Here is a 25463-nt window from a genome sequence, read left to right as displayed (position 1 = left end):
ATCGAAGCGTCGCCATCAAGACCCGTCTCACTGCTTGAGCATCGCCACGTCCATCTTGTGCTGGTCGTCGATCAGGTGGGAGTGGTCGTCGTCGCCGAGGTCGATGCGCACCCAGTCGATCGTCCCGGTGAAGGCGTTCCCGGTCGCGGTGTAGTCGGTCGAGACCGGGGAGGCGAGGTCGCATCCCACGTCCACGGTCTCGTCGAAGGTGAACTGGAACGGGATGGTGCGCTCGACGCGCCCCTCCCCGATCTGCTGATCGCCGGCGAACAGGGTGACGGTCCCGCCCTTGCCGATGCCTCCGCCGTCGTAGGCGAAGTGGGCGCGCAGCTCCTGCGCACCCGTCGGCACCGCCGCGTCGGAGCGCACGATGTCGACGGTGATGCCGAGGAGGTTGTACGCGAACGCCAGCTTCCCGCCGGTCGTGTAGAAGGACCAGCCGCCGTAGGCACCACCCTGTGCGATGATCACGCCCTCGGCGCCCGCGTCGGGCACGGTCGCCTGCGCGGTGACCGTCCAGGACTTGTTCTTGATGTTGATGGTCGTGTTCTCGCTGAGCCGCCGCATGCCCGGGTAGAACTTCTGCGAGGTGCCCACCTGCAGCTGCGGCCGGCCGGCGAGGTCGGGGTTGAACCGCTCGGCGGTGCGGATGTCGAGCGGCAGCACGTTGTAGCGGGCGGCCTGGATGAGGAACAGCCGCTGCAGGTGCGCCAGCCGTTCCGGCTCCTCGGCGGCGAGGTCGTGCGACTGGGTCCAGTCCTGCTCGACGTTGTAGAGCTCCCACACGTCGTCGTCGAGACCGTGGTCGGAGCTGAGCCAGGGGTCCTTGTGCTTCGCGACCGCGGTCCAGCCCTTGTGGTAGATCGCGCGGTTGCCGACCATCTCGAAGTACTGGGTCTCGTGCTGCTCGTCCGCCTCGGCTCCCTCGCCGTCGAACGTGTAGTTCATCGGCGTGCCCTCGTACGGTCGCTGCGTCACCCCGTTGACGGTCGACGGCTCCGGGATGCCCGCCGCCGCCAGCACCGTCGGCGCCACGTCGATGACGTGCGAGAACTGATGCCGGATGCCGCCCTGCTCGACCCCGCCGTTCGGCCAGCTCACGATCGTCCCGTTGCGGGTGCCGCCCCAGTGGCTCGCCACCTGCTTCGTCCACTGGTAGGGGGTGTCCATCGCGTGCGCCCAGCCCACGGCGTAGTGGTTGTACGAGCTCGGGGTGCCGATGTCGGCGATGTGGTCGGCGACGTACTGCTCGGTCTCGATGTCGTTCATGTGGTTGATCGTGAAGCCCTCGTTGGTCGTCCCGTGCATCGAGCCCTCGGCGGAGGCGCCGTTGTCGCCGATGATGACGTAGACGAGTGTGTCGTCCAGGATGCCCAGCTCCTCGTAGGCGTCGAGCAGGCGGCCGACGTGGTGGTCGGCGTACGCGAGGAACCCGGCGTACACCTCCATCTGCCGCGCCAGTGCGGGCTTGATGAGGTCGCTCATCTCGTCCCAGGCGGGGATGCCCTTGCTGCGCTCGGTGAGCACCGCATCCTTCGGGATGACGCCGAGCTCGAGCTGCCGGGCGAACGTCTCCTCGCGCACGGCGTCCCAGCCCTGGTCGAACTTGCCCTTGTACGCGTCGGCCCATTCGGCCGGGACGTGGTGCGGCGCGTGCGTCGCCCCGGGGGCGAAGTAGGTGAAGAAGGGCACGTCCGGCGCGAGGGACTTCTGCTGCTGGGTCCAGGCGATGGCCTTGTCGGTCATGTCGCCCATGAAGTGGTAGCCCTCCTCGGGGGTCCCCCACGGCTCGACCGGCGACGTATTCTCATAGATCGCGGGGTACCACTGGTTGGTCTCGCCGCCGATGAAGCCGTAGAAGTACTCGAACCCGCCGCCGGGATGCGGCCAGTGGTCGAACGGGCCGACGGCGCTCGCCTGCCACACCGGCACCTCGTGGCACTTGCCGAACTGGGCGGTGTTGTACCCGTTCAGCTTGAGGGTCTCGGCGAGCGGCGCGCAGTCGTTCGGGCGCAGGGAGCTGTACCCGGGGGCCGAGGTCGCGATCTCGGTGATCCCGCCCATCCCCACCGAGTGGTGGTTGCGTCCGCTCAGCAGGGCGGCGCGCGTCGGCGAGCACAGCGCCGTCGTGTGGAAGCGCGTGTACTTCAGCCCCGCGGCGGCGACGCGTTCGAAGTTCGGCGTCTGCACCGGGCCGCCGAACGCACTCGACGCCCCGAACCCGGTGTCGTCGATCAGCACGACCAGGACGTTCGGTGCGCCCGCGGGAGGCCGGATCGGCGTGATCGGCGGATAGTGCGTATCCGGATCCGTCGCGTCGTAGGTGACCGTGCCGGTGTAGGCCAGGTCGGGGATCGGAAGGGAGCTGCGCTGCACGTCGTCGCCGGTGGTCACGGTGTCGTCCTCGACTCTCTCTTTGAGCGGGCGGTCGATCTCGGCGCCACTCTAAGCCGGGCGCGGCTAGCGGGTATAGGCCCCTCTGCCGCTCAGCGTGACCGTCGCGGCCACCGCCGCCGCGACGATCTGCTCCACGTCGCCGGTGGCATCCAACCGCACCCCGGGCTCGTCCGCGCCGAGCGGTTCGAGGGCGGCGAGCTGGGAGTCGAGCAGGGCGACCGGCATGAAGTGGTCGCGGCGGGCGCCCATCCGCGCCCGGATGACGGCCGGGTCGGCAGCCAGCTCGAGGAAGACCGCGTGCGGGGCACGGGAGAGCAGCCGGTCCCGGTAGGCGCGGCGCAGGGCGGAGCACGCCACCACGACGCCTCCGGTCGCGAGCACGTCGCCGACGGCATCCAGCCAGGGCGCGCGGTCGGTGTCGTCGAGCGGCTCGCCCCGCATCATCTTGTCGATGTTGGCCGGCGGGTGGAGGTCGTCGGCGTCCACGAACACATGTCCGGTCACCGCCGCCAGCTGCGCGCCGACGACGGACTTGCCCGAGCCGGAGACGCCCATCACGACGACGGACACCTCCCCCAGCCCGGGCGCGCCCATCAGTCCCGTCCCGGGAGGCGGAACGTCACGGCGTAGTCGAACCGACCGGGCAGCAGGCGTGCCGACGGCAGGGCGGCGGGACCGCACGAGGCCGAGCCGAGGCCGTTCTGGCCGGCGTCGAGGTTGAGCCAGGTGAGCCCGTCCCGCACCAGGTCGGTCGGGTGCGCCGCGGCGTCGAGCGCCTCGGTCGTCCACGGGCGCACCGTCGCATCGACGGCGGGGTGGCCGGTGACCTCCAGCGCCGCGCCTCCGCCCGTGAGCAGCACGCGGCGCACACCGGCGCGGTTGCCGTTCTCCTGCGGGAAGGCGTACGGGGTCTGCAGCTCGTCGACGCTCGCCGACCAGCGCCCGAGCCGCACCGCGCTGCGGGAGTCGGAGTAGGCCTCGCCGGGACCGTAGCCGTCCCACTCCACGTGTTCGAGCTCGCCGGGGAGCGCGAGCCGGAGGCCGAAGCGCGGGAGCTCGATGTCCCACGCGCCGATGGGCTCGGCGACGATCCGCAGGGTCGCGGCGTCTGCGCTCGCCGTCCAGCGCTGCTCCACCCGGTAGGCCAGGTCGCTCCCGGGGAAGCCGAGGTGACCGGTGACCACGATCTCGCCGTCCGCCTCGGACACCGCGACGTCGTCCGTCCGGACGTGCGCGTGATCCAGGCCGATCTGCCGCCAGCGCTGCTCCTTGGGCGCCCACGAGAACGGCCGGTCGTTGTCGATCACTGCGCGCCAGACGTCCGGGCCGAAGCCGGAGACCGGGAGGTCGCCGAGCCCGACGAGACGTCCGCTGCGCGCATCCAGCCGCGCCGGGCCGACCACGAGCTCTCCGTCGGTGCGGACGACCGGTGCGCCCTGCGCGTACGGAGCCGACGCTCGCGGCTGCTCGAACTGGCCCCACGCCAGCTCGTGTCCGGCGGGTGCCCAGGCGGCGTCCGCCGCGAGCGCCGCGGAGACCGTGATGACGGCGCCCTCCGGTAGATCGGCCACGGCGAGCGGCACGGAGACACTGCGGCGCGGGCCGACGGGGGCGATCTGGATGCGCTCGCTCGACAGCTCCACGCCGTCCAGCTCCACGCGGACGGTGAACGCGAGGTGCGCGGTGTCGCCGTGGTCGTAGCGGTTGGTCACGGTGAGACTGTCTGCCGAGACATGGAGCACGACCGGCGCGTACACCGCCTTCAGTTCCAGCAGCCCGGGTGCGGGCGTGCCGTCGGAGAATGCGAGGCCGTCGGCGACGAAGTTCGCGTCGTGCAGCTCCTCGCCGAAGTCGCCGCCGTAGCCGAAGAACTCCCGGCCGTCCTCGGTCTGCGTGCGCAGACCGTGGTCGTACAGCTCCCAGACGAAGCCGCCCGCCAGGCGCGGGTGCTTCTCGAAGACCTCCTGGTACTCGGCGAGGCCGCCAGGACCGTTGCCCATCGAGTGCGCGTACTCGCAGAGCACGAACGGCTTCGCACGGCGCTCGCGGTCGAGGTCGGCGTCGGGCCAGGGCTCCTCCTCGCCGCGGCCGATGACCTCCAGCTCCGCCTGCGTCGTGTACATGCGGCTGTAGACGTCGACGTACTCGGTCGACCAGTCGCGCTCGTAGTGCAGCGGGCGGGAGGGGTCGCGGTCGCGCGCCCACTGCGCCATCGCCCCGAGGTTCTCGCCGGTGCCACACTCGTTGCCGAGCGACCACATGACCACGCTCGGGCTGTTCTTGTCGCGCTCGACGAGCCGCTGCATCCGGTCGACGAGAGCCTCCCGCCAGCGCGGGTCCTTGGCCGGGTTGCCGGCCAACTCGTGGAACCAGTCGATGGGATAGAAACCGTGCGTCTCGAGGTCGCACTCGTCGATCACCCAGAGCCCGAGCTCGTCGCACAGCTCCAGGAAGCGCGCCTGCGGCGGGTAGTGGCTGGTGCGGACGGCGTTGATGTTGTGCTGCTTCATGAGCAGGATGTCGTGGCGCATCCGCTCCTCGCTCACGACGCGTCCGGTGTCGGTGTCGATGTCATGGCGGTTCACGCCGCGCATCAGGGTGCGCACGCCGTTCACCCGGAACTCGCTCTCGGCGATGCTGACGGTGCGGAAGCCGACGCGCAGCCGGATGCGTTCCCCGTCGCTCGCGAGCTCGCCGTCGTACAGCCACGGATCCTCGGCGGACCACGGCCGCACGCCCGGGATGCGCAACTCCTCGCCCGCGGCGATGTCGACGCCGAGGGCCGGGAGGGTGACTCGAGCCGGCACATCCGTCTCCACCCGCAGGATGCCCTCGCCGGAGCGGTGGTCGTAGTCGGCGTGCACCCAGTGGTCGCCGATCGCGCCGGCCGGCCGGCCGAGCAGGGTGACGTCGCGGAAGATGCCCGACAACCACCACATGTCCTGGTCCTCCAGGTACGTCGCGGAGGACCACTGGTGCACCCGCACGGCGAGCACGTTCTCCTCGCCGCGGCGGACCACGTCGGTGATGTCGAACTCGCTGGCGAGCCGGCTGCCGCTGGTGACGCCGAGCTTCATGCCGTTGAGCCACACGCGCCCGACCGAGTCGATGCCGTCGAAGCGCAGCAGCATCCGCTCGACCGCCCAATCGGCCGGCACGGCGAAGGTGCGCCGGTAGTCGCCCGTCGGGTTCTCGTCCGGGATGTGCGGCGGGTCCACGGGGAACGGGTAGCGCCGGTTCGTGTACGCCGGCGCCCCGTGGCCGTTGAGCTGCCAGTGCGCCGGGACCGGGATGGTCCCCCAGCCGGCCGTGTCGAAGTCCGCCGACGCGAAGTCGTCCGGCAGGTCGGCGCGCTCGGCGTAGCGGAACGCCCACTCCCCGTTGAGGCTCAGCTCGGGGGCGTCGGAGCGGGCCCACGATCGGGCGGGCAGGGTGCCCCGGCGGGGCAGGAAGTCGGTCAGATAGGCAGGGGAGGTCATGGCTTCGTCGTCCTCGGCGGTGTCGTGCGGGCGTGCGTGATGTGCGATGTTCGGGTGTCGGAGGCGGCCTACTCTTTGACGCTCCCGGTGGAGAGGCCCGACTGCCAGTAGCGCTGCAGGTAGAGGAAGGCGACGACGAGCGGGACGATCGAGACCAGAGACCCGGTGATGACCGTGGAGAACTGGGCGGAGGCGCCGCCGCCGGCCTCGCTCGCGGCCTGGAGCTGCGCGAGCCCGACCGTCAGCGGGAAGAGCGACGGGTCGGTCAGCATGATCAGCGGCAGAAAGTAGTTGTTCCAGGTCGCGACGAGCGCGAACAGCAGCACCGTCACGATGCCGGGGCCGAGCAGCCGCACGCCGATCTGCGCGAAGATGCGGAACTCGCCCGCACCATCGATCCGCGCGGCCTCCAGCAGGCTGTCCGGGATGGCCTCCTCGGCGAAGACGCGCATCAGGAAGACGCCGAACGGGCTCACCAGCGACGGCAGGATGATGGCCCAGATCGTGTTGGTCAGGCCCGCACCCGAGAAGAGGAGGTAGGTCGGGATGGCGAGGGCCGTGGTCGGCACCATGATCGCGCCGAGCACCACGGCGAACCAGAGCTTCTTGCCCGGGAACTCGTATTTGGCGAACGCGTAGCCCGCCGCGGTGGAGAGCGCGGCCGCGCCGACCCCGCTCACCACGGAGTAGAGGATGGTGTTCCAGCCCCAGAGCGCGAACACCCCGTCCCGCTGCGTGAACAGGGTGGTGAGGTTGTCCCAGAGGTGGAACTCCCCGGCGAAGCCGAACCCGAAGGTGGTGAAGAGCCCCGTGTTGTCCTTCGTCGACGCGATCAGCAGCCAGATCAGCGGCAGCACGAAGTACGCCGCGCAGAGCCAGATGAGCACGGTGAGCACCGAGCTGCGGCGCTCGCCGGGCGGCAGGTTGCGGGCGCGGCGGCGCGGAGTGGCCGCGCGCTCTGCAGCGCGGGGGCGGGTCATCGTCGCGGTCATCGCCGCGCTCCCTTCTTCTCGCGGCGCGCGGTGCTGAGCTGGACCACGTACGAGACGATCATGATCACGAAGCCGAGCAGGAAGGCGATGGCCGCCGCGTAGTTCATGTCCTGGTTGGTGAACGCGAGGTTGTACGCGTAGAGGTTCGGCGAGAACGAGGTGCCGATGGCGTTCGGGGCGATCTCGAAGAGCAGCTTCGGCTCGCTGAACAGCTGGAAGCTGCCGATGATCGAGAAGATGACGGTCAGCATGATCGCCGAGCGGATGGCCGGGATCTTGATGCTCCACGCGATGCGGAACTGCCCGGCGCCGTCGATACGCGCGGCCTCGTACAGCTCTTGCGGGATGGCGCGCAGCGCCGAATACATGATCACCATGTTGTAGCCGATGTACTGCCACGTGACGATGTTCATGATCGAGCCGAGGATGGTGCCGGACGAGAGGAGGTCGGGGGCGCCGAGTCCGATCGCCTCGAAGAATTGCGCGATCGGGCCGAAGTTGCGGCCGTACAGGTAGCCCCACATGAGCGTCGTCACGACGCCGGGCACCGCGTAGGGCACGAAGATCGCGAGGCGGGCGAACTTGCCGCCGCGCACACGGCCGCTGTCGAGGGCGAGCGCGAAGATGAGCGCGAGGCCGAGCATGATCGGCACCTGGATGACGAGGAAGAGCGACATCCTCCCCACGCCCTCAAGGAACCGGCTGTCGCCGAGCGCCCGCAGGTAGTTGTCGAGGCCGACGAAGGCGTCGCCGCCGACGAGCTGCACCCGGAACAGGCTGAGGTAACCGGCGTAGAAGAGCGGCACGACCAGCATCGTGACGAACACGACGAGGAAGGGCAGCAGGAGCGTGTAGGCCGCGATGTGCTTGCGGCGGGTGTCGGCCGAGCGGCGGCGCCGGCGCGGGGCGGAGAGCGTTGTCATCGGGGGTCCATTCCGGGGCCGGGAGTGCGGGGCGGGCGGGAGGTCGCCCGCCCCGCACCCGGGGTGCTACTTGACGGTGAAGCCCTGCTGCTTCGCATAGTCGACGAGCTGGCTCTTCCACTCGTCCAGGGCGGTGAAGAGGTCGCTGCGCTCCGTGATCGCGGCGCCCAGCGTCTCCTTGAAGCTCGAGCTGGCGTAGTCGTTGAACGGCAGCCACTGCCAGTCCGACGGCACGGTGCCGGCGATGTCGACGAACACGTCGTTGACCGCCTGGCCGCCGTAGAAGTCGGACTTCTGGTCGCGGAACGCCGACTCCTTCTGCGTCGCGACGAGCGACGGGAAGAGGAACTGCTCGGTGGCGAGCTTCGTGGTGGATGCCTCGTCGTGGTTGAGGAACTTCACGAACTCGGCCGCGACGATCGGGTGCTTGCTGTCCGCGAGCACGACGTCCGCCGATCCGCCCTGATTGCCGGAGGCGGGGGATGCGGCATCCCACTGCGGGAGCGGGGCGGCCCGCCAGAGGCCGCTCGTGTTCGCGGCGGTCCCCTGCAGGAACACCGGACCCCAGGCGGCGGCCAGCCAGGTCGCGTAGTCGCCGCGCGACATCCGCTGGTACCAGTTGTCGTCGAGCTGCGGCTCGGTGGCGATCAGGTCCTGCTTGATCAGGTCGTCCCAGTAGCCGACGACCTTCTTCACCTCGGCGCTGTCGAAGTCGATGGTCACCGTCTTGTCGCCGTCGTAGCCGAAGGGCTTGGCGCCCGCCTGCCAGAGCAGAGCCAGGAGGGGCGAGAAGCTGTTGCCCGGCAGGTCGGTGATGTACGACCCCGTCTTCTCCTTGACCGTCTTGGCCGCGGCCGCGAACTCGTCCCACGTCGTGGGCGGCTGCACACCCGCCTTCTCGAGCAGGTCGGTGCGGTAGAGCAGACCGGTCGGGCCGAGGTCCTGCGGCAGGCCCCAGACCGCGTCGCCGCTGGAGACCTGCGCCCAGGCGCTCGGCGAGTAGTCCTTCTTGTAGTCGCCGTAACCGTAGGCGCCGAGGTCGAGGATGCTCTTGGTGATCGTGAACGACGGCAGAAACGAGTACTCGATCTGGGCCACGTCCGGCACGTCGCCCGACTTGATGGCCGCGCGCAGCTTCTGGTACTGCGCCGTGGCGCCGCCCTGGTTCTGCAGCTTGACCGTGATCGCCGGGTGCTCCTTCTGGAACGCGTCGATCTCGTTCTGGATGTCGGGCACCCACGACCAGAAGTCGATGGTCGTCGGGGTGGAGAGCGCCTTCTCGATCTCGTCCGCGCTCGGGCCGGAGGAGGACTTCGCGCCCCCGGTCGTCCCACCGGCGCAGCCGGTGAGGATGAGCGCGAGCGCTGCGGCCGCGGCGAGCGCGGCGGAGCGGCGTTTCAGAGACATGGGTTTCCTTCCGCTGTGGACGGCTCGTCTACGAGTCGTCGCGAGGAACCGCGCCGGGAGTCCTTTCGCCTGGTCGCGGACGCTTCGGTCGCGTCGTCACTGACCGGGCGTGGGGATACGATAACACAGCATTCGGTTAATACGTATGCTTTATCGGACGGTCAGTTCTGGCCGAGTGGAGTGATGACGAGCTCGTCGATGCGCACGTGGTGCGGGCTGTCGAGCACGAACCGGACCGCGCGGGCGATGTCGTCGGCGCTCAGCATCGTGGACCGCTGGTCCGCATCCGGAACCGTCGGGCGCAGGGCGAGGAAGTCCGTGTCCACGTCGCCCGGGCACAGGTGGCAGGCCTTGACGCCGTTGCCGTTCTCCTGGTCGTTGAGGGAGGCGACGAGCGTCGCGAGGGCCGCCTTGCTGGACATGTAGGCGACTCCGGCGCCGGGCGAGAACCGCCAGGCCGAGCGCGAGGAGACCACGACGATGTTCCCGGCCGCGGCCGCGCGCATCCCGGGCAGGACGAGGTCGACGATGCGGGCGACGCTGACGAGGTTGGTGTCCACGATCGCCGCGAACTCGTCGGCCGACTGGTCAGCCCAAGCGCGGTGCGGCGCATTGAGCCCGGCCGCGAGCACCAGCCCGGCGACCGGGCCCCAGGTCTGCTCGATGGCCGCGTGCGCGTCGCGGAGCGCGGCCGGATCGGTGACGTCGACCGGGACGGCGAGCGCTTCTCCCCCTGCGTCGCGGACGGCCACGACGGTCGCCTCCACTGCGTCGGGCCTGCGCCCGCTGACGGCCACCCGCCAGCCCGACTCGGCCGCAGCGATGGCGGAGGCGCGGCCCATGCCGCTGCCGCCGCCCGTGATCCAGATGACCGGCGAATCGCTCACCAGTGAACCTCCCTTGTCCACGCACGATGTAAAAAGCATCTTAATAGGTGCTTCGCGCTGTAATAGTATGCGTAAAAGACTTTCGGGAGGAACAGTTATGGACTGGGGACTGAACGGCCGCGTGGTCGTCGTCACGGGCGCCGGCCGCGGCATCGGCCGCACGATCGCGCAGAGCTTCAGCGACGCCGGCGCGACCGTCGCCGTACTCGACGTCGTGCTCGACGGGGCGCGGGAGTTCGTCGAGGGTGTCGAGTCCGCCGGAGGGCGCGCCAGTGCGTTCGCCTGCGACGTGACCGACTCCGCCTCCGTCGAGCGCGCGCTGCGGCAGGTCGCCGATGAGTTCGGCGGTATCGACGTCGTGGTCAACAACGCCGGCATCAACGTCGACGGCACTGTCGAAGAGCTGAGCGACACCGCGTTCTCACGCTGCCTCGACGTCAACGTCACCGGCGTCTTCCGCGTCTGCCAGGCCGCCATCCCCTACCTCAAGGAGAGCGCCCACGGCCGGGTCATCAACGCGGCGTCGTTCGCCGCCATCGTCCCGAGCGTCGGCAGCGCCGCCTACGCGGCGTCGAAGGCGGCGGTCGTGCAGTTCACCCGCGTCCTCGCCGGGGAGCTCGGCCCGTGGGACGTCACGGTCAACGCGTACGCGCCCGGCATGATCCCCACCGGGATGAACGGTTTCGCCGAGCTGCCGGCCGACGCGCAGTCGCGCCTGCTCGACACACTGACCCTGCGGCGCTGGGGGGATGCGGCCGAGGTCGCCGACCTCGTGCTCTTCCTCGCCAGCGACGCCGCGCGGTACATCACCGGCACGCTGATCGACGTCAGCGGCGGCAAATTCGCCACCCAGATCCCGGCCAAGGCGTACGAGCGGGCCGGCCTGCTCTGAGCAGGCGCCCGCCCCTCCCCCACGTGATAGGTTCCCGACATGCCGTCTCCCACGCCGCGTACAGCGCACTACCAGCAGTCCCTCCCGGGCCTGCACGGTCAGGTGCTCGATCAGCTGGGAGCCGACATCTGCTCGGGCCGCATGCCCGCGGGCACGGTCATCACGCTGGAGGAGATCGAGCGCAAGTACGAGGTCTCCCGCTCGGTCGGCCGTGAGACCATCCGGGTGCTGGAGGCCATGCGCCTCGTCATCTCCCGGCGCCGCGTCGGTGTCGTCGTGCTCGGCTCCGAGGAGTGGAACCTCCTCGACCCGCGCGTCATCCGCTGGCGCATGGAGTCCCCCGACCGCGCCGAGCAGATCGACGCGCTCACCGAGCTCCGCATCGCGATCGAGCCCGAGGCCGCGCGCCTCGCCGCCACCCGCGCGACTGCTCAGGAGGCCGCGGAACTCGTCGGCATCGCCGGGCGCATGTGGGCCGCGAGCGAGGAGGGCGACCGCGAGGCGTTCCTCGAGCTCGACGTGCAGTTCCACTCGCTCGTGCTGGCCTGCTCGGGCAATCCGATGTTCCGCCAGCTCGAGTCCCTCGTGAGCGAGATCCTCCACGGCTGGCTGGCCCACGGGCTCGGCCCGCAGCATCCTCACCCCACAGCACTCTCGCTGCACGGTGCCGTCGCGACCGCCATCCAGACCCGCAACGCCGACGAGGCGTTCACAGTCATGCGCGAGCTGCTGGTGCGCAGTGCGCTGGAGTCATCCGACGGCTGAGCGCGAGGGCTGCGCCGCGACGCGAACGGGACTATCGTCGGCGCATGTGCCGCAACATCCGCTGCCTTCATAACTTCGAGCCGCCCACGACCGACGACGAGGTGCGGGAGGCCGCCCTCCAGTTCGTCCGCAAGGTGAGCGGGTCCACACATCCGTCGCGCGCGAACACCCCGGCCTTCGACGAGGCGATCGACGAGATCGCCCGGGCCACCCGCCGGATGCTCGACCAGCTCGTCACCAACGCCCCGCCGAAGAGTCGGGAGGCGGAGGCGGTGAAGGGCCGGCAGCGGCACGAGAAGCGCATGGAGCGCGAGGTCAGGGTCCGGACGGCGTCCGTCAGCTAATCGCCGCTCAGCCCCAGAACGCGGCGACCTGCGACGCCACGCGCCGGCCGAGCTCCCGCCCGGCTCTCGCGGACGCCGGCCGGGTGGACGGGTCCAACGGGTTGACGCCGATCGCCGCCAGCGACGCGTCGTCGGCGAAGATCGCGCGCACGCGTGCCGGCTCGAGCGCGGCCAGCTCCGCCGCGGGGAGGGCGGCGCCCATCGGCGACTCCTCCGGCCCGGGCACGAGGATCAGGACGCGGTCTGCGCCGGCGGCCAGATCGGCGTTCGCCGAGGTGCGCGTCCCGCCATCCATGTAGAGCGTCCCGTCGATCGCGACCGGTGGCCACACTCCCGGCACGGCGCAGCTCGCGGCGACCGCATCCACGAGGCCGACGCCGGAGTCGCGGTCGAAGACCCGGAGGTCGCCCGTCGCCGTGTCGACGGCGGGGATCAGGAGCGGATGTTCGCCCCACGTCTTCACGGGGAGTCGCGCGTCGACGGCGGCGAGCCGGGCCTCCGGAGGCACGGTCCGGGCGCCGAGCGCGAGCGCCCCGATACGGCGTCGCGCCTCCTCCGGAGAGGCGACGTCCGTCATCGCGCCGGCGAAGCTCGCTATGAGGCCCTGCATGTCGACCTGCGGATCGATCTCCGCCGTCTCCTCCACGATCTGATGTGCGAACAGCTCGCTCAGAGCCGTCCCGCCCGCCAGCTGTGCGGCGACCGTCGAGCCCGCCGACGTCCCGATGAACGTCGTCTCCGCGGAGAGGATGCTCTCGACGAGCGCCGGCTCCACATCCTGGAGCCCCAGCAGCACGCCGGTCTCCCACGCGATTCCCGCCACGCCGCCGCCGGCCAGGACCAATGCACCACTCGTCATCGACATGCCGCCATTCTGCCCGAGACCGGTGACGCCGGAGCATGGCATCGCATCCGCGCCTACAGTTCCTCCGCGATGCGCTTGATCTCGGCGAGGCGGCGCTCCCAGGCCGCGCCGATGGCGTCGAGGCGTCTGGCCGTGGCGCTGAGCTCCGAGCCGAGCACCCGGAACCGCACCTCGCGGCCGACACGGACGGACTCGACGAGCCCGACCTCCTGCAGCACGGCCAGGTGCTTGGCGATCGCCTGGCGCGAGACCGGCAGCACCGCTTCGAGCGCGCTCGCGGAGGCCTCCCCCTCCGCGAGCGCGCTCAGGATGCTCCAGCGCGTGTCGTCGCCGAGCGCCGCGAACACGGGGACCAGGGTCGGCACGCTCACGCGCGCGCGCCGGCCAATTCGACGCCGTCCTCGAGGAGGGCGACCAGCTTGTCGAGCTCGTCGGTCCAGCCCTGCCGGTGCGACTGCACGTTCGCGGCGGGGTCGGAGGTGGCCCCGAAGCCCGACTCGACCACGGTCAGCCGGGTGCCGTCCTGGTCGTCGGCCAGCGTGAAGGTGAACCGCGTCGCGCTCGCCTCGTCGACCTCCGCCGGGTGCACGCCGAGGTTGTCGTCGTTGTTCCAGAGGTACGTGACCGAGTCCTGCGGGTCGATCGCGGCGACGCGCAGCGGGACCGTCCCGTAGCCCTCGAAGGTGATCGAGCCGTCCCCCTGCGGGTCGAGCACGGTCGCCGCGAACCAGCGCGAGATGTGCGCGGGCTCGGTCACGGCGGCCCACACCTTCTCCCGCGGTGCGGCGATGCGGATCGTGCGGCGGACGGTGAGCTCTTCGGTGTCGGCGACTGCCGCCGGGTTCTCGGTTGCCATCTCGGCTCCTTCCCTGAGGGAGAGCCGGTTCGCCCTCCTGCAACCCAATAGTTGCACCATCCCGCAACAAGCGCAACCCCTTGGTTGCAGAAACCTAGCGTGGGCCTCGGCTTGACCTTGAATCGATTCAGGCCTACCATCGGTGCACAAGCAACTGGAAAGCGCTTACCGCGTCTACCATCACATCGTCAACGTTGACAGGAGACAAGGATGTCCGAAGACGTCACCTCGCTCGAGGCCCGGCGCATGCCGCGCCGCGCGGCCATGAGCGGCTGGGTCGGGAGCGCGCTCGAGTACTACGACTTCTCGATCTACGCCGCGGCCGCCGCCCTGGTCTTCCCGCAGATCTTCTTCCCGAGCGAGAGTCCCGCGGTCGCGCTGATCGCCTCCCTCGCCACCTACGGTGTCGGCTACGTCGCCCGCCCGCTCGGGGCGTTCGTCCTCGGCAACTTCGGCGACAAGTACGGCCGCAAGCGCATCCTCGTCTTCGCGATGATGGTGATGGGCATCTGCACCCTGCTGGTCGGCCTGCTGCCCACCTATGCGCAGGTCGGCGTGCTCGCGCCGATCCTGCTGGTGGTGCTGCGCCTGATCCAGGGGTTCGCCGTCGCCGGCGAGCTCGGCGGTGCGAGCGCGATGATCGTCGAGCACGCTCCCGAGGGCAAGCGCGGCTTCCTCACCAGCTTCAGCCTCCAGGGCACGCAGGCGGGCAGCATCCTGGCCTCGGCGAGCTTCATCCCGCTCTCGACCTTCCTCTCGCACGACCAGTTCGTGGCGTGGGGTTGGCGCGTGCCGTTCCTGCTGAGCGTCGTGGTCATCGTCGCCGGCCTCATCATCCGCGCGCGGGTCGAGGAGACCCCGTCGTTCCAGCGTGAGCAGCAGGAGCAGCGCGTGCCGCGCGTCCCGGTCGCTCAGCTGTTCCGCGAGAACGGCGGCACGGTCTTCCGTGCGGTGTGCATGGGCCTCGCGAACGTGATCGGGGTCACCGTCGTCGTGTTCGGCACCGCCTACGCCACTCAGCCCTCGTACGGCGTCGGGATGTCGCCCTCCGTGTACCTGTGGATCCCGGTCGTGGCCAACATCGTCGCGATCATCCTCATCCCGTTCTTCGGGAGGCTGTCCGATCGGATCGGCCGCCGCCCGCTGATGATCTGGGGTCCGCTGAGCGCCGGCGTGCTGTCGTTCGCCTACCTGTTCGTGGTGCAGGCGAACAACGTGCCGCTGACGGTCGTGCTCGCCATCCTGATCTTCGGCATCCTCTACCAGCTGTGGAATGCGACCTTCGCGAGCTACTTCCAGGAGCTGTTCCCGACCCGCACCCGGGTCACCGGCTTCGCCGTCTCGCAGAACCTGGCGCTGTTCATCACCGGGTTCCTGCCCGCGGTCTTCGCGGCGATCGCTCCTCCCGGCAGCGCGAGCGTCCCGTTGGTCATCGGCGCCTTCACCCTGCTCTTCTCGCTGATCTCCGCGTTCGCCGCCTGGCGCTCGCGCGAGACCGCCAAACTGGATCTCGAGGAGCTCGAGACCGCACCGATCAAGCAGGTGCGCACGGCTCGGAACGAAGCCCGCACCCGGCGCGCATGAGCCGACGGGCAGCGGGAGCGAAGGGATGGAGGGCCGGCAGGTGAGCACAGGCATGGCGCGTGTCGGCCTGATCGGCGCCCACGGCTTCGGACTCGTCCACCGCCGCAACCTCGCCCGCCTGCAGGGGCTCGGCCACGCGACCCTTGTCGCCGTGGCCGAGCCCTCCCCGCTGCAGCCCGGCGAGCTGCCGGACGGCGTTCGGACGTACTCTGACGCGGCAGCACTGCTCGCCGCCGAGCACGACCTGGATGTCGTCATCGTCTCCACTCCCCTGCACACGCACTTCGGCCTGGCCGAGGCCGTCCTGGCCTCCGGGGCCGACCTCTATCTCGAGAAGCCGCCCGTGACCTCCCTCGAGCAGTTCGACCGGTTGCGCATGCTCGCGGCCGAGCGCGGGCGGCGCGTGCAGGTCGGCTTCCAGAGCCTCGGCTCGCACACCATCCCGTGGCTGCGCGCCGCGATCGAGGCCGGCGAGTTCGGCGACGTGCGCGCCGTCACCGCCACCGGGCTGTGGACCAGGAGCCGCGCGTACTTCTCCCGCTCCCCCTGGGCCGGCCGGCGCACGCTCGACGGGGTGGATGTCGTCGACGGCGTCGCCACCAACGCCCTCTCGCACGCGGTCATCACCGCCCTGACCGTCGCCGGTGCACGCCGCGCGAGCGACCTCGAACGCGTGGAGGTCGACCTCCACCGCGCCAACCCCACCGAGAGCGACGACACCACCGTGGTCCGGGTGCGGCGACCCGCGCCCGAACCGGACGTCACCTGCGCGCTCACCCTGTGCGGGCCGGAGGAGGCCGAGCCGTACGTCACCGTGCACGGCTCGGCGGCGACCGCCACCTTCTTCTACGTGACCGACGAGGTGCGCGTCGACGCCGGCGGCTCGGTGCGCATCAAGCGCTTCGATCGCACCGATCTGCTCGAGAACCTCCTCGACGCCCGCGCGGGCCGGAGCGAGCTGCTCAGCCCGCTCGACGGGACCGAGGCCTACATGAGCGTGCTCGAGGCGGTGCGCACCGGCCCGGAGCCCCACCCGATCCCGGAGCGGTTCGTCGACCGGATCGGTTCCGGCGACGACGAGCACATCGTCATCCGCGGCATCGAGGAGGCGGTGCTCCGAGCGTGCGCGGCCGAGGCCACCTTCACCGAGCTCGGGCTGCCGTGGGCGGCGCAGGCTGCGGCTGCGGACGATGCGCTCCGCGTCGATGGCCGACCCGTCGCCGAGCTCCGCTCGGGGGACGCCGTCGCGGCCTCCCTCTCCCCCCGGCCGTACCTGCACCCCGTCCGCACGCTCGCCGGTGTGGCGCTCACCGATCACTTCCCGATCGACCACGCGTGGCATCTCGGCGTCGGTGTGGCCATGCCGGACGTCGGCGGCACCAACCTCTGGGGCGGTCCCGACTACCGTTCCGACGGCGAGGGATACCGCTGGCGCCGCACCCACGGGACCATCCGCCGGGCGGCGGAGGACGTCGTCGGATCAGACACCCTCCGGCAACGGCTGACGTGGTGCGATCCGGACGGCGCCGCGCTCGTCGACGAGACGCGCGAATGGACGTTCGCAGCGATCGACTCGGTGTCGTGGCGGCTCGACCTGCGCTTCACGCTCACGGCGGCCGGCGGCCCCGTCGAGCTGGGCAGCCCCGGCTCGCACGGCCGCGCCGGCGCCGGCTACGGAGGCTTCTTCTGGCGGTTCGCCCCCTGCCGGAACGTGGAGGTCCGCACGGCCGAAGCGACCGGCGAGGAGGCCGTGAACGGCTCCCGCGCGCCGTGGCTGAGCTGGACGGCGGAGTTCGCCGACGGACCGGCGAGCGTGCGCTTCGCTGCCCCTCCCGAGTCCGACGACCCGTGGTTCGTCCGCGTCTCCGACTACCCGGGTGTGGGCTCGGCCCTCGCCTGGGACCGGCCCCTCCGTCTGGGTGAGGAGCCGGTCATGCGGACGATCGCGATGGTCGTGGGCGACTGAGGCGTCCTCGATCAGGAGGCCCGCTCGACGGGCGCCTGGAGTTCGGTCAGCCAGTCGGGGCCCGGGATGTGGCCGGTGGCGCGCACGTAGACCTCGCGGGTGGGGCCGACGATGCGGTAGCCGTCGGCGACGAGGCTCTCGATGAGCTCCATCCAGGAGTCGCCGATGCCGGACATGTCGCCGTGGTGCATCAGTGTCGCGGCCAGGGGCACGGCGGGCAGCTCGACGACGTCGTAGCCGTCGCCTGACTGGGGAGGCGTCTCCGCAGGATAGGAGATGTGCACCTCGAGCCGTTCATCGTCCCGGGATTCGTACCAGAACGTCGAGGGCGCGAGGATCGGACGCCCCGCTGCCTCCAGAGCCTGGTCCAGTGAGCCGATGAGCGGCCCCACGATCGGCCCCACGAGCTCGGGCCCCATCCCGGGCGCGGTGCCGCTGACGGCGTAGACGGTGGCCGCCTCGAGGGGGCGGTACTCGACGAGTGTGGACATGGTTTCCGTTCCTTCCAGGATGTTGAGGCGCCGCTCGAGCCGATCGAGCCGGTCGCGGTCCTGGGCGATTCCCGCCACCAGCTCGGCCCGGCGTTGCCGCAGCGTCGCCATCAGGGCGGGCCGCGGGTCGGCGGAGGCGAGCAGGGCGGCGATGGCGTCCAGGCCGATCCCGAGCTGTCGTAGCTCGACGATCAGGAGCAGGTTCGCAAGCTGGACGTCCGAATAGAAGCGGTACCCGTTGTGCTCGTCGACGTGCGCCGGCGGCAGCAGGCCGATCGCGTCGTAGTGCCGCAGCATCCGCACGCTGATTCTCCCGATCGCCGCGAATTCCCCGATGGTGTACATGATGGAGGCCACACTCCAGCCTGACACGGTGTGAGGGTCAAGGCCCATGGCCGCACGACGCCGAGCGGTCCGACAACGAGAAACGGCGGCTGATGATCAGCCGCCGTTTCCAGTGATTCAAGTTTTGTAGCGAGGGCGGGACTCGAACCCGCGACACCACGATTATGAGCCGTGTGCTCTAACCACCTGAGCTACCCCGCCGCGGTCTCCACCGAACATCGGGGAGACGGAGCCCCCTGTGGGAATCGGACCCACTACCTCTTCCTTACCAAGGAAGTGCTCTACCAATGAGCTAAGGGGGCGAAGCCGGTCCTGGCCGGAAGGCCCGAACGATTTTGGCAACCGTACGAGGATACCATCACCGCGAGGGTGCTTCCGACCACCGTGGACGCGACTGCGCGCGGGCCGGTCAGGCGGCCCGCGCTGCCTCCGAGGCGCCATCGAGGGCGTCCAGTTCTGCGGGGGTGAGCTCCAGCGAGACCGACGCGAGAAGGTCCGGGAGCTGGTCGAGCGTGCGCGCGCTGGCGATCGGCGCGGTGACCGTCGGCTGGGCGGCCAGCCAGGCGAGCGACACCGACGCGACCGAGGCGTCGTGCGCCGCGGCGACCTCGTCGAGGGCGGCCAGCACGGAGCGGCCGGTCTCGTCGAGGTACTTCGCGGCACCGGCGGCGCGGGCGCTGTCGACGGTCACGCCGTCGCGGTACTTGCCGGTGAGGAAGCCCGCGGCGAGCGCGAAGTACGGGAAGACGCCGAGGTTCTCGCGCTCGGCGATCGGGCGGTACTTCTGCTCGTAGGAGCGCTCGACCAGGTTGTAGTGCGGCTGGAGGGCGACGGCGCGGTGGAGGCCCTCGGCCTCGGTGATGCGGAACCACTCCTCGATGCGCTCGGGGCTGTAGTTCGAGATGCCGATGTAGCGGACCTTGCCCGCGTCGACCAGGCCGGAGAGGGCCGCGACGGTCTCCTCCAGCGGCACGGTCTCGTCGTCGAAGTGCGCGTAGTAGAGGTCGATGTACTCACTGCCGAGGCGCTCGAGCGAGGCGTCGGCGGCGCGGCGGACGTTGTCGGCCGCGAGCCCCTTGAAGTCGGGGTGCTGGCTGACCTTCGTCGCGAGCACGACGTCCTCGCGGTTGCCGCGGGCGTCGAACCACTGGCCGAGGATGCGCTCCGAGTCTCCGCCCGTGTTGCCCGGAACCCACGCGGAGTACCCGTCGGCGGTGTCGACGAAGTTGCCGCCCGCCGCGGTGTACGCGTCGAGCACGTCGAAGGAGGTGTCCCGGTCGGCGGTCCAGCCGAAGACGTTGCCACCCAGCGAGAGGGGGAAGACCTCGAGGTCGGAACTGCCGATGGTGCGACGGGGTGCGGTCATAGAGATCTCTCCGGTTTCGTGTGTCGTGTCGGTCAATTCACGGTAACGCGAGTGGCCGAGCGAAATTCCGGGAGGCGCTGAAGATGTGGAAAGGTTACGCGGAGCCCCGCGCTGTGGAGGGCCGTACGCTGAAGGGATGGACGTCGCCGCCCTCCCCTCGCCTCCCTCGCTCTCGGCCGACTGCGCGAACTGCGCCGGGCTGTGCTGCGTGGCGCTGGCGTTCGCGAAGTCGGCCGACTTCGCGTTCGACAAGCCGGCCGGCGACCCGTGCGTCAACCTCGACGACGACTTCCTCTGCCGCATCCACCCGCAGCTGCGCGACCGCGGGTTCAAGGGCTGCACGGTGTTCGACTGCTTCGGCGCCGGCCAGCACGTGACCCAGCACACCTTCGGCGGCGCGACCTGGCACGACGGGGGCACCACCCGCGACGGGATGTTCGCGGTCTTCCCGATCGTCCGCCAGCTGCACGAACTGCTCTGGTACCTGCGGGAGGCGCTGCGCCTGCCCGCCGCCGAGGGCCTCCACCCGCGCCTCCGCGCCGCCGAACGGGCCGTCCGCGCCGCGGCCGACGACACCCCGGAGCGCATCCGTGCGCTCGACGTCGATGCCCTGCGCGCCCCCGCGGCCGAGCTGCTCCGGGAGGCCGCGCGTCTGACCCGGGAGGCGGCGACCCGCTCCCCCGGCCGCCGGCGCGACCCGAAGTCCGCCGCCGCCCGCAAGCCCCGCGTCGCCCCGACCCGCCTCCGCCCGGGCGCCGACCTCCTGGGCGCCGATCTGCGCGGGGCGGATCTGCGCGCCGCCGAGCTGCGCGGTGCACTCCTGATCGCGGCCGACCTCCGCGACGCCGACCTTTCCTTCGCCGAGCTGCTCGGCGCCGACCTGCGTGACGCGCGCGTGCACGGCGCCGACCTGCGCGACGCCCTCTTCGTCACGCAGACCCAGGTCAACGCCGCGACCGGCGACGCGAGCACGCTGCTTCCGGCCGGGCTCACGCGACCCTCGCACTGGCGCGGCTGAGCCGGCCGATCGGGCATCGTACACAGACCGCTCACTGGAAACGCTTCCATTCCGCGCAGTCTGCGCCACTAGACTCGTCCCGTCGGCCAGGCGCCGGCCGGTCGCGCGCCCGGTGCGCGGCCTTCACACGACCGCGGAAGGGGTGCGATGCCCGGCATCGACGACGTCGCCCGTCTCGCCGGAGTCTCGACCGCAACGGTCTCCCGTGCGCTCAGCGGCAACGGCTCCGTCTCGGACCGCACCCGCACGCGCGTCGCCGAGGTGGCGGCCTCGATCGGCTACGTCGTCTCGTCGGACGCCTCCAGCCTCGCCTCGGGCCGCACCCGCAACATCGGCGTCGTCGTCCCCCACCTGAACCGCTGGTTCTTCACGTCCGTGATCGAGGGAGCCGAGCGCGCCCTCCTGCGCCGCGGCTACGACCTCACGCTCTACAACCTGAGCGGGGACGACGGCGAGCGCCGCCGCGTGTTCGACCACCACCTCCTGCGCAACCGGGTGGATGCGGTCATCGCCGTCGCGCTCGCCCTCGACGAGGACGAGGTCGGCCGTCTGCTCTCGCTCGGCAAGCCCATCGCGGGCGTCGGCGGCCCGCTGCCCGGCGCGAGCGCGATCACGATCGATGACATCGCGGTGGGCCGTCTCGCCACCGACCATCTCATCGGGCTGGGGCACCGCCGCATCGCCTACATCGGCGGCAGTGAGGAGTGGGACCTCGAGTTCCACACGCCCACGAAGCGCCGGCTCGGATTCGAGGCCGCGCTGCGCGATGCCGGGCACGCGCCCGACCTCGACCGCAACCGCGGCGCCGACTTCACCATCCCCGGCGGGCACGCGGCCGCGATGGAGCTGCTCGCCGACCCCGCCGACCGGCCCACCGCGATCTTCGCCGCCTCCGACGAGATGGCGATCGGCTGCATCCTCGCCGCGCGCGAGCTCGGGCTCTCGGTGCCGGGCGACCTGTCGGTGATCGGCGTCGACGACCATCCCCTCGCAGACTTCTTCGGCCTGACGACCATCTCCCAGCACCCCGAACTGCAGGGCGAGGAGGCCGTCGAGCTCCTCCTGCGGAGCGTGGAACGCGGGCGCCGCCGCCCCGGGCCGCGCACGACCGCCGCGACCGCGCTGCCGACACCACTCGCCGACGGCACCGACGCCGACGACGAGCGCCCCGTCACCGTCCCGGTCGCCGTCGACCTCGTCGTGCGCTCCAGCACGGCGCCCCCAGACCCCGCACATCCAGCGCTGTCCGCCGGCAGCCCGAACGAGAGGTGACCGTCATCACCGCCAACACCCCCGACTCCTCCGCCCTCGCGCCCAGCTCCCCCGGCCGCGAGTGGTGGCGCTCCGCCGTCATCTACCAGGTCTACCCGCGGTCGTTCGCCGACGCGGACGGCGACGGGATGGGCGACCTCCCGGGCATCACGCACCGCCTCCCCGCGCTGCGCGACCTCGGTGTCGACGCCGTCTGGCTCTCCCCGTTCCAGACCTCGCCGCAGCGCGACGCCGGGTACGACGTCGCCGACTACCGCGACGTCGACCGCCTCTTCGGCACCCTGGCCGACTTCGACACCATGCTGACGACCGCGCACGAGCTCGGGCTGCGCGTGATCATCGACATCGTGCCGAACCACTCGTCGAGCGATCACCGCTGGTTCCAGGAGGCCCTGGCGGCCGGTCCCGGCAGCCCCGAGCGCGCGCGCTACCTGTTCCGCGACGGCAAGGGCGAGCACGGCGAGCTGCCGCCGAACAACTGGGAGTCCATCTTCGGCGGCGCCGCGTGGACCCGTGTCGACGAGGCGGACGGCAACCCGGGCCAGTGGTACCTGCACCTGTTCGACAAGTCGCAGCCCGACTTCGACTGGACGAACCCGTGGGTCAGGGAGCAGTTCCGCGACATCCTGCGCTTCTGGCTCGACCGGGGCGTCGACGGCTTCCGCGTCGATGTCGCCCACGGCATGATCAAGGAGGCCGGCCTCCCCGACTACACCCCGCCGGAGCACGCGGGCAGCATGGGCGGGGGCGCCGGATCCGTCGCGCTCGAGCCCGGCATCGAGGGCCACGCGGGCGACGAGCCGCCGACCCCGCCGTACTTCGCACAGGACGGCGTGCACGAGATCTACCGCGACTGGCACCGGGTGCTCGAGGAGTACGAGGGCGACCGCGTGCTCTGCGGCGAGGCCTGGGTGGAGCCGCTGGAGAAGCTGGCCCACTGGGTGCGGCCCGACGAGATGCAGCAGACCTTCAACTTCGGCTACCTGGAGACGCCGTGGGAGGCGGCGGCGCTGCGCACCGTTATCGACCGGTCGATCTCCGTCTTCGGCAGCGTCGGCGCGCCCAGCACCTGGGTGCTGTCGAACCACGACGTCGTGCGGCACGCGACGCGCCTCGCACTGACGGGCGAGAACCTCCAGGGCCACGGCATCGGCCCGAAGACCACCGGCCTGCCCGACCCGGTCTTCGCGCTGCATCGCGCCCGCGCGGCGACCGCCCTCATGCTCGCGCTCCCCGGCTCGGCCTACCTCTACCAGGGCGAGGAGCTCGGCCTTCCCGAGGCGATCGACCTGCCCGACGACGCCCGTCAGGACCCGACCTGGTTCCGCACGAACGGCGAGCGCTACGGCCGCGACGGCTGCCGCGTCCCGATCCCGTGGGAGGGCACCGATCCGTCCTACGGCTTCGGGCCGTCGGCGAAGAGCTGGCTGCCGCAGCCCGCGTCGTGGGCGACCTACACGCGCTCCTCGCAGGAGGGCGTGCCCGGTTCGACCCTGACGATGTACCAGGAGGCGCTCGCCGCCCGCCGCGCGCACGACCTCGCGTTCGGCGAGCTGGACTGGTTCGACCTCGGCCCGGACACCCTCGCGTTCCGCTCCGGCGGCGTCACGGTGGTCGCCAACTTCGGCGAGCGGCTCGTGGAGCTGCCGGCGGGCGACATCGTCCTGGCGAGCGGCGAGCTCGAGGGCCGCAGCCTCCCGCGCGACACCACCGCCTGGCTGGTCTGACCGCAGCCGCGGTAACCGTCTCGGCCACGGGCCGGTCGGCTCAGGACGCGTTGGCCTTCAGCCACGCGTAGGGGTCGACCGGCTCGGTGCCGTTCAGGCGGATCTCCAGGTGGAGGTGCGCACCGGTCGAGACGCCGGTGTTGCCGACCTTGCCGACGATGTCGGCCACCTTGACGATCTGCCCGGCCTGCACCTGGACCGAGCCGCGCTGCATGTGGCAGTACTTGCTGCTCACCAGTGCACCGTTGATCATGTGGTCGATCGTCACGTTGACGCCGCAGCCGCCGTTGTCGCCGAGCACGACCTCCCGCACCACGCCGTCGGCGATGATCTGGATGGGCACCCCCTCGCCCGGGGTGAAGTCGACGCCCAGGTGGTTGGTGGAGGCTCCGGCCGTCGGCGCCTCGCGCGGCCCGAACCACGACGAGATCGGGACGCCGACCGGGAACGGCCACTGGATCGCGCCGCGCGGGTTGTTCGTGAAGGTGTTGGCGATGCGCATCGAGCGCACGGCCGCGAGCTGCTCGGCCGCGGTCACCTCCGGGCTCTCGCGGTCGACGACGGCGGTCTGGTCCGACTCCACTCGATCCAGCGCCTGCACGTCTCCGCGGGCGGCCCCCGCATCGGGGAACGCCTCGGCGACGGCCGTGGCGCGCACCTGCTCCTCCGTGAGGAGCGCCATCGCCGGGAGCGACGTGGCCACGCCGATGCCGAGCACGGCGAACATGGCGATCACACTGACGCCGCGGCCGGCGCGACCCTTGCTCGTGGGCGACGCGGAGGCGTTCGCCGCGACCACGGCGGCGCGGTTGCGACGCGCACGCCTAGTCGAGCGGTTCTCGGCCTCGCGCGCCTCGCGGGCGGCTCGTGCGGCCCGTCGGGTCACCGGTGCGTCCGGCTCGGATCGGCCGGCGCTGTGGTCGGTGGAGGGGCGCACTCGACCAAAAGTAACAAATCGATAAACATCACGCCAGTTCGCCGGCGCGTCCGCCTACTCCCAGGCGCCGAAGAACTCCTGCACCATCGGCTCCAGCGCCTCGTAGAGCGCGGGTGCCGCGGCGAGCAGCAGCCGCCCATCCTCCGGTCCACCGTCGAGGCCGCCGACACGCGCTCCGGCCTCCCGGGCGACGAGCGCGCCGGCCGCGTGGTCCCACGGGTTCAGCCCGCGCTCGTAGTACGCGTCGAGCCGACCCGCGGCGAGCGCGCAGAGGTCGAGGGCGGCGGACCCGATGCGGCGGATGTCGCGCACCTCGCCGATCAGCCGCGCCACGAACTCCGCCTGTCGCCGCCGCACGCCCGCGTCGTATCCGAAGCCGGTCCCGACCAGGGCGAGCGGGAGCTCCACGCCCTCGTTCACGCGCAGCGCCTGACCGTTCCGGGTCGAGCCCCGGCCGGCCGCGGCGGCGAACACGTCCCCGGACTCCGGGTTGACCACCGCGCCGGCCAGCGTCCGCCAGGTCGTGGGGTCGGGATCACCCTCCACGACGGCGATGCTCACCGCATAGGCCGGGATGCCGTAGGCGTAGTTCACCGTGCCGTCGATCGGGTCGACCACCCAGGTGAGTCCGCTCGTCCCGGCGTCGCCGCCGGACTCCTCGCCGAAGAAGCCGTCCGCCGGCCGGGCCGCCACGAGCGCCCCGCGGATCAGGTCCTCGGCCTCCCGGTCCGCCCGCGTCACGATGTCCGACACGGACGACTTGGAGGCGGCGATCTCCACGCCGTCACGCCGGCGCTGCTGCGCGAGCGTCGCCGCCCGCTTCGCGATGGTCACGGCGATGTCGCGGAGCTCTGCGGAGGAGGTCATGCGTCCACCCTCCCACGCGCCGCACCGCGGATTCGTGCCGAATGTCGACTTTCGCCGCCGCATAACGACGATTCGTGCCGAAT

Annotated in this window: 22 protein-coding genes and 2 tRNA genes; 8 read left to right on the top strand and 16 right to left on the bottom strand. The window is 71.1% G+C overall.

The window, feature by feature from the left end:
• Positions 1-27 precede the first annotated feature (27 nt).
• The 7 genes from FHX33_RS14960 to FHX33_RS14930 form a co-directional block, all read right to left on the bottom strand.
• Positions 28-2394: an arylsulfatase gene (locus tag FHX33_RS14960; protein ID WP_021764654.1), complete on the bottom strand. Its 2367-nt coding sequence runs from the start codon at positions 2392-2394 to the stop codon at positions 28-30.
• Positions 2395-2460: 66 nt separating this feature from the next.
• Positions 2461-2991 carry a gluconokinase gene (locus tag FHX33_RS14955; protein WP_021764653.1) on the bottom strand — a complete coding sequence of 177 codons (531 nt, stop codon included), beginning with the start codon at positions 2989-2991 and terminating at the stop codon, positions 2461-2463.
• Positions 2991-5876 carry a glycoside hydrolase family 2 TIM barrel-domain containing protein gene (locus tag FHX33_RS14950; RefSeq protein ID WP_183428673.1) on the bottom strand — a complete coding sequence of 962 codons (2886 nt, stop codon included), beginning with the start codon at positions 5874-5876 and terminating at the stop codon, positions 2991-2993. The genes FHX33_RS14955 and FHX33_RS14950 overlap by 1 nt, the downstream gene beginning before the upstream one ends.
• A 68-nt stretch (positions 5877-5944) precedes the next feature.
• The gene (locus FHX33_RS14945) at positions 5945-6868 is read right to left on the bottom strand and encodes a carbohydrate ABC transporter permease (RefSeq protein ID WP_021762120.1); all 924 of its coding nucleotides are present in this window, start codon (positions 6866-6868) and stop codon (positions 5945-5947) included.
• On the bottom strand, positions 6865-7791 hold the full coding sequence (locus tag FHX33_RS14940) for a carbohydrate ABC transporter permease (RefSeq protein ID WP_021762122.1): 927 nt from the start codon (positions 7789-7791) through the stop codon (positions 6865-6867). Before FHX33_RS14940 ends, FHX33_RS14945 begins: the two co-directional genes overlap by 4 nt.
• A gap of 66 nt (positions 7792-7857) precedes the next feature.
• Positions 7858-9198 (bottom strand): ABC transporter substrate-binding protein, encoded by a 1341-nt coding sequence (locus FHX33_RS14935; RefSeq protein WP_021762124.1) that lies wholly within the window; start codon positions 9196-9198, stop codon positions 7858-7860.
• A gap of 161 nt (positions 9199-9359) precedes the next feature.
• Positions 9360-10085 (bottom strand): SDR family oxidoreductase, encoded by a 726-nt coding sequence (locus FHX33_RS14930; RefSeq protein WP_039921696.1) that lies wholly within the window; start codon positions 10083-10085, stop codon positions 9360-9362.
• Positions 10086-10182: 97 nt separating this feature from the next.
• Between FHX33_RS14930 and FHX33_RS14925 the strand changes: the two genes are divergently transcribed.
• Genes FHX33_RS14925 through FHX33_RS14915 form a run of 3 tightly spaced genes read left to right on the top strand, consistent with a single transcriptional unit; the run spans position 10183 to position 12086 of the window.
• On the top strand, positions 10183-10977 hold the full coding sequence (locus FHX33_RS14925; RefSeq protein WP_021762128.1) for an SDR family NAD(P)-dependent oxidoreductase: 795 nt from the start codon (positions 10183-10185) through the stop codon (positions 10975-10977).
• A 39-nt stretch (positions 10978-11016) separates the two neighbouring features.
• A complete protein-coding gene (locus FHX33_RS14920) occupies positions 11017-11742 on the top strand; it encodes a FadR/GntR family transcriptional regulator (protein ID WP_021762130.1) in 726 nt (241 codons plus the stop codon).
• A 44-nt stretch (positions 11743-11786) separates the two neighbouring features.
• Positions 11787-12086, top strand: a complete 300-nt coding sequence (locus FHX33_RS14915; RefSeq protein ID WP_021762132.1) for a DUF2277 domain-containing protein — start codon at positions 11787-11789, stop codon at positions 12084-12086.
• A gap of 7 nt (positions 12087-12093) precedes the next feature.
• Here FHX33_RS14915 and FHX33_RS14910 read toward each other — a convergent pair whose 3' ends face one another.
• The 3 genes from FHX33_RS14910 to FHX33_RS14900 are packed head-to-tail and all read right to left on the bottom strand — an operon-like array spanning position 12094 to position 13807.
• Positions 12094-12951 (bottom strand): patatin-like phospholipase family protein, encoded by an 858-nt coding sequence (locus tag FHX33_RS14910; protein ID WP_221209638.1) that lies wholly within the window; start codon positions 12949-12951, stop codon positions 12094-12096.
• A gap of 53 nt (positions 12952-13004) precedes the next feature.
• The gene (locus FHX33_RS14905; RefSeq protein ID WP_021764632.1) at positions 13005-13322 is read right to left on the bottom strand and encodes an ArsR/SmtB family transcription factor; all 318 of its coding nucleotides are present in this window, start codon (positions 13320-13322) and stop codon (positions 13005-13007) included.
• Positions 13319-13807, bottom strand: a complete 489-nt coding sequence (locus tag FHX33_RS14900) for an SRPBCC domain-containing protein (protein WP_039923454.1) — start codon at positions 13805-13807, stop codon at positions 13319-13321. Before FHX33_RS14900 ends, FHX33_RS14905 begins: the two co-directional genes overlap by 4 nt.
• 210 nt (positions 13808-14017) lie before the next feature.
• On the opposite strand from FHX33_RS14900, the gene FHX33_RS14895 reads away from it, so the two are divergent.
• Entirely contained in the window at positions 14018-15391 is a 1374-nt protein-coding gene (locus FHX33_RS14895) for an MFS transporter (protein ID WP_021764630.1), read from the top strand.
• Between the two features lie 40 nt (positions 15392-15431).
• A complete protein-coding gene (locus tag FHX33_RS14890; protein WP_338042939.1) occupies positions 15432-17357 on the top strand; it encodes a DUF6807 family protein in 1926 nt (641 codons plus the stop codon).
• A gap of 11 nt (positions 17358-17368) precedes the next feature.
• Here FHX33_RS14890 and FHX33_RS14885 read toward each other — a convergent pair whose 3' ends face one another.
• The 4 genes from FHX33_RS14885 to FHX33_RS14870 form a co-directional block, all read right to left on the bottom strand.
• Entirely contained in the window at positions 17369-18220 is an 852-nt protein-coding gene (locus tag FHX33_RS14885; RefSeq protein ID WP_248616286.1) for a MerR family transcriptional regulator, read from the bottom strand.
• A gap of 100 nt (positions 18221-18320) precedes the next feature.
• Positions 18321-18394, bottom strand: a tRNA-Met gene (locus tag FHX33_RS14880).
• A 29-nt stretch (positions 18395-18423) separates the two neighbouring features.
• Positions 18424-18495, bottom strand: a tRNA-Thr gene (locus FHX33_RS14875).
• A gap of 107 nt (positions 18496-18602) precedes the next feature.
• Positions 18603-19559: an aldo/keto reductase gene (locus FHX33_RS14870; protein ID WP_183428672.1), complete on the bottom strand. Its 957-nt coding sequence runs from the start codon at positions 19557-19559 to the stop codon at positions 18603-18605.
• A 136-nt stretch (positions 19560-19695) separates the two neighbouring features.
• Between FHX33_RS14870 and FHX33_RS14865 the strand changes: the two genes are divergently transcribed.
• The 3 genes from FHX33_RS14865 (at position 19696) to FHX33_RS14855 (ending at position 23576) form a co-directional block, all read left to right on the top strand.
• A complete protein-coding gene (locus tag FHX33_RS14865) occupies positions 19696-20577 on the top strand; it encodes a pentapeptide repeat-containing protein (protein ID WP_183428671.1) in 882 nt (293 codons plus the stop codon).
• Between the two features lie 147 nt (positions 20578-20724).
• Entirely contained in the window at positions 20725-21849 is a 1125-nt protein-coding gene (locus tag FHX33_RS14860) for a LacI family DNA-binding transcriptional regulator (protein ID WP_183428670.1), read from the top strand.
• Positions 21846-23576 carry a glycoside hydrolase family 13 protein gene (locus FHX33_RS14855; protein WP_021754440.1) on the top strand — a complete coding sequence of 577 codons (1731 nt, stop codon included), beginning with the start codon at positions 21846-21848 and terminating at the stop codon, positions 23574-23576. Before FHX33_RS14860 ends, FHX33_RS14855 begins: the two co-directional genes overlap by 4 nt.
• Positions 23577-23616: 40 nt before the next feature.
• On the opposite strand, the gene FHX33_RS22200 is transcribed toward FHX33_RS14855, so the two are convergent.
• Positions 23617-24513, bottom strand: coding sequence for a peptidoglycan DD-metalloendopeptidase family protein (locus tag FHX33_RS22200; RefSeq protein WP_183428669.1), 897 nt, complete (start codon positions 24511-24513; stop codon positions 23617-23619).
• A gap of 54 nt (positions 24514-24567) precedes the next feature.
• The gene (locus tag FHX33_RS14845) at positions 24568-25380 is read right to left on the bottom strand and encodes an inositol monophosphatase family protein (protein ID WP_183428668.1); all 813 of its coding nucleotides are present in this window, start codon (positions 25378-25380) and stop codon (positions 24568-24570) included.
• Positions 25381-25463 lie beyond the last annotated feature (83 nt).

Origin of the sequence: Leifsonia aquatica, assembly GCF_014190775.1 — a bacterium.
GTDB classification, from domain to species: domain Bacteria; phylum Actinomycetota; class Actinomycetes; order Actinomycetales; family Microbacteriaceae; genus Leifsonia; species Leifsonia aquatica.
The sequence above is the reverse complement of the archived record's forward strand: the minus strand, read 5'-3'. Positions and strand labels throughout refer to the sequence as shown.

What these genes read in the sequence shown, in the direction of transcription:
- FHX33_RS14955 (WP_021764653.1), bottom strand. Translation starts at nt 2,991, where the DNA reads ATGGGCGCGCCCGGGCTGGGGGAGGTGTCCGTCGTCGTGATGGGCGTC.
- FHX33_RS14950 (WP_183428673.1), bottom strand. Translation starts at nt 5,876, where the DNA reads ATGACCTCCCCTGCCTATCTGACCGACTTCCTGCCCCGCCGGGGCACC.
- FHX33_RS14945 (WP_021762120.1), bottom strand. Translation starts at nt 6,868, where the DNA reads ATGACCGCGACGATGACCCGCCCCCGCGCTGCAGAGCGCGCGGCCACT.
- FHX33_RS14940 (WP_021762122.1), bottom strand. Translation starts at nt 7,791, where the DNA reads ATGACAACGCTCTCCGCCCCGCGCCGGCGCCGCCGCTCGGCCGACACC.
- FHX33_RS14935 (WP_021762124.1), bottom strand. Translation starts at nt 9,198, where the DNA reads ATGTCTCTGAAACGCCGCTCCGCCGCGCTCGCCGCGGCCGCAGCGCTC.
- FHX33_RS14925 (WP_021762128.1), top strand. Translation starts at nt 10,183, where the DNA reads ATGGACTGGGGACTGAACGGCCGCGTGGTCGTCGTCACGGGCGCCGGC.
- FHX33_RS14920 (WP_021762130.1), top strand. Translation starts at nt 11,017, where the DNA reads ATGCCGTCTCCCACGCCGCGTACAGCGCACTACCAGCAGTCCCTCCCG.
- FHX33_RS14915 (WP_021762132.1), top strand. Translation starts at nt 11,787, where the DNA reads ATGTGCCGCAACATCCGCTGCCTTCATAACTTCGAGCCGCCCACGACC.
- FHX33_RS14910 (WP_221209638.1), bottom strand. Translation starts at nt 12,951, where the DNA reads ATGTCGATGACGAGTGGTGCATTGGTCCTGGCCGGCGGCGGCGTGGCG.
- FHX33_RS14900 (WP_039923454.1), bottom strand. Translation starts at nt 13,807, where the DNA reads ATGGCAACCGAGAACCCGGCGGCAGTCGCCGACACCGAAGAGCTCACC.
- FHX33_RS14895 (WP_021764630.1), top strand. Translation starts at nt 14,018, where the DNA reads ATGTCCGAAGACGTCACCTCGCTCGAGGCCCGGCGCATGCCGCGCCGC.
- FHX33_RS14870 (WP_183428672.1), bottom strand. Translation starts at nt 19,559, where the DNA reads ATGACCGCACCCCGTCGCACCATCGGCAGTTCCGACCTCGAGGTCTTC.
- FHX33_RS14865 (WP_183428671.1), top strand. Translation starts at nt 19,696, where the DNA reads ATGGACGTCGCCGCCCTCCCCTCGCCTCCCTCGCTCTCGGCCGACTGC.
- FHX33_RS14860 (WP_183428670.1), top strand. Translation starts at nt 20,725, where the DNA reads ATGCCCGGCATCGACGACGTCGCCCGTCTCGCCGGAGTCTCGACCGCA.
- FHX33_RS14845 (WP_183428668.1), bottom strand. Translation starts at nt 25,380, where the DNA reads ATGACCTCCTCCGCAGAGCTCCGCGACATCGCCGTGACCATCGCGAAG.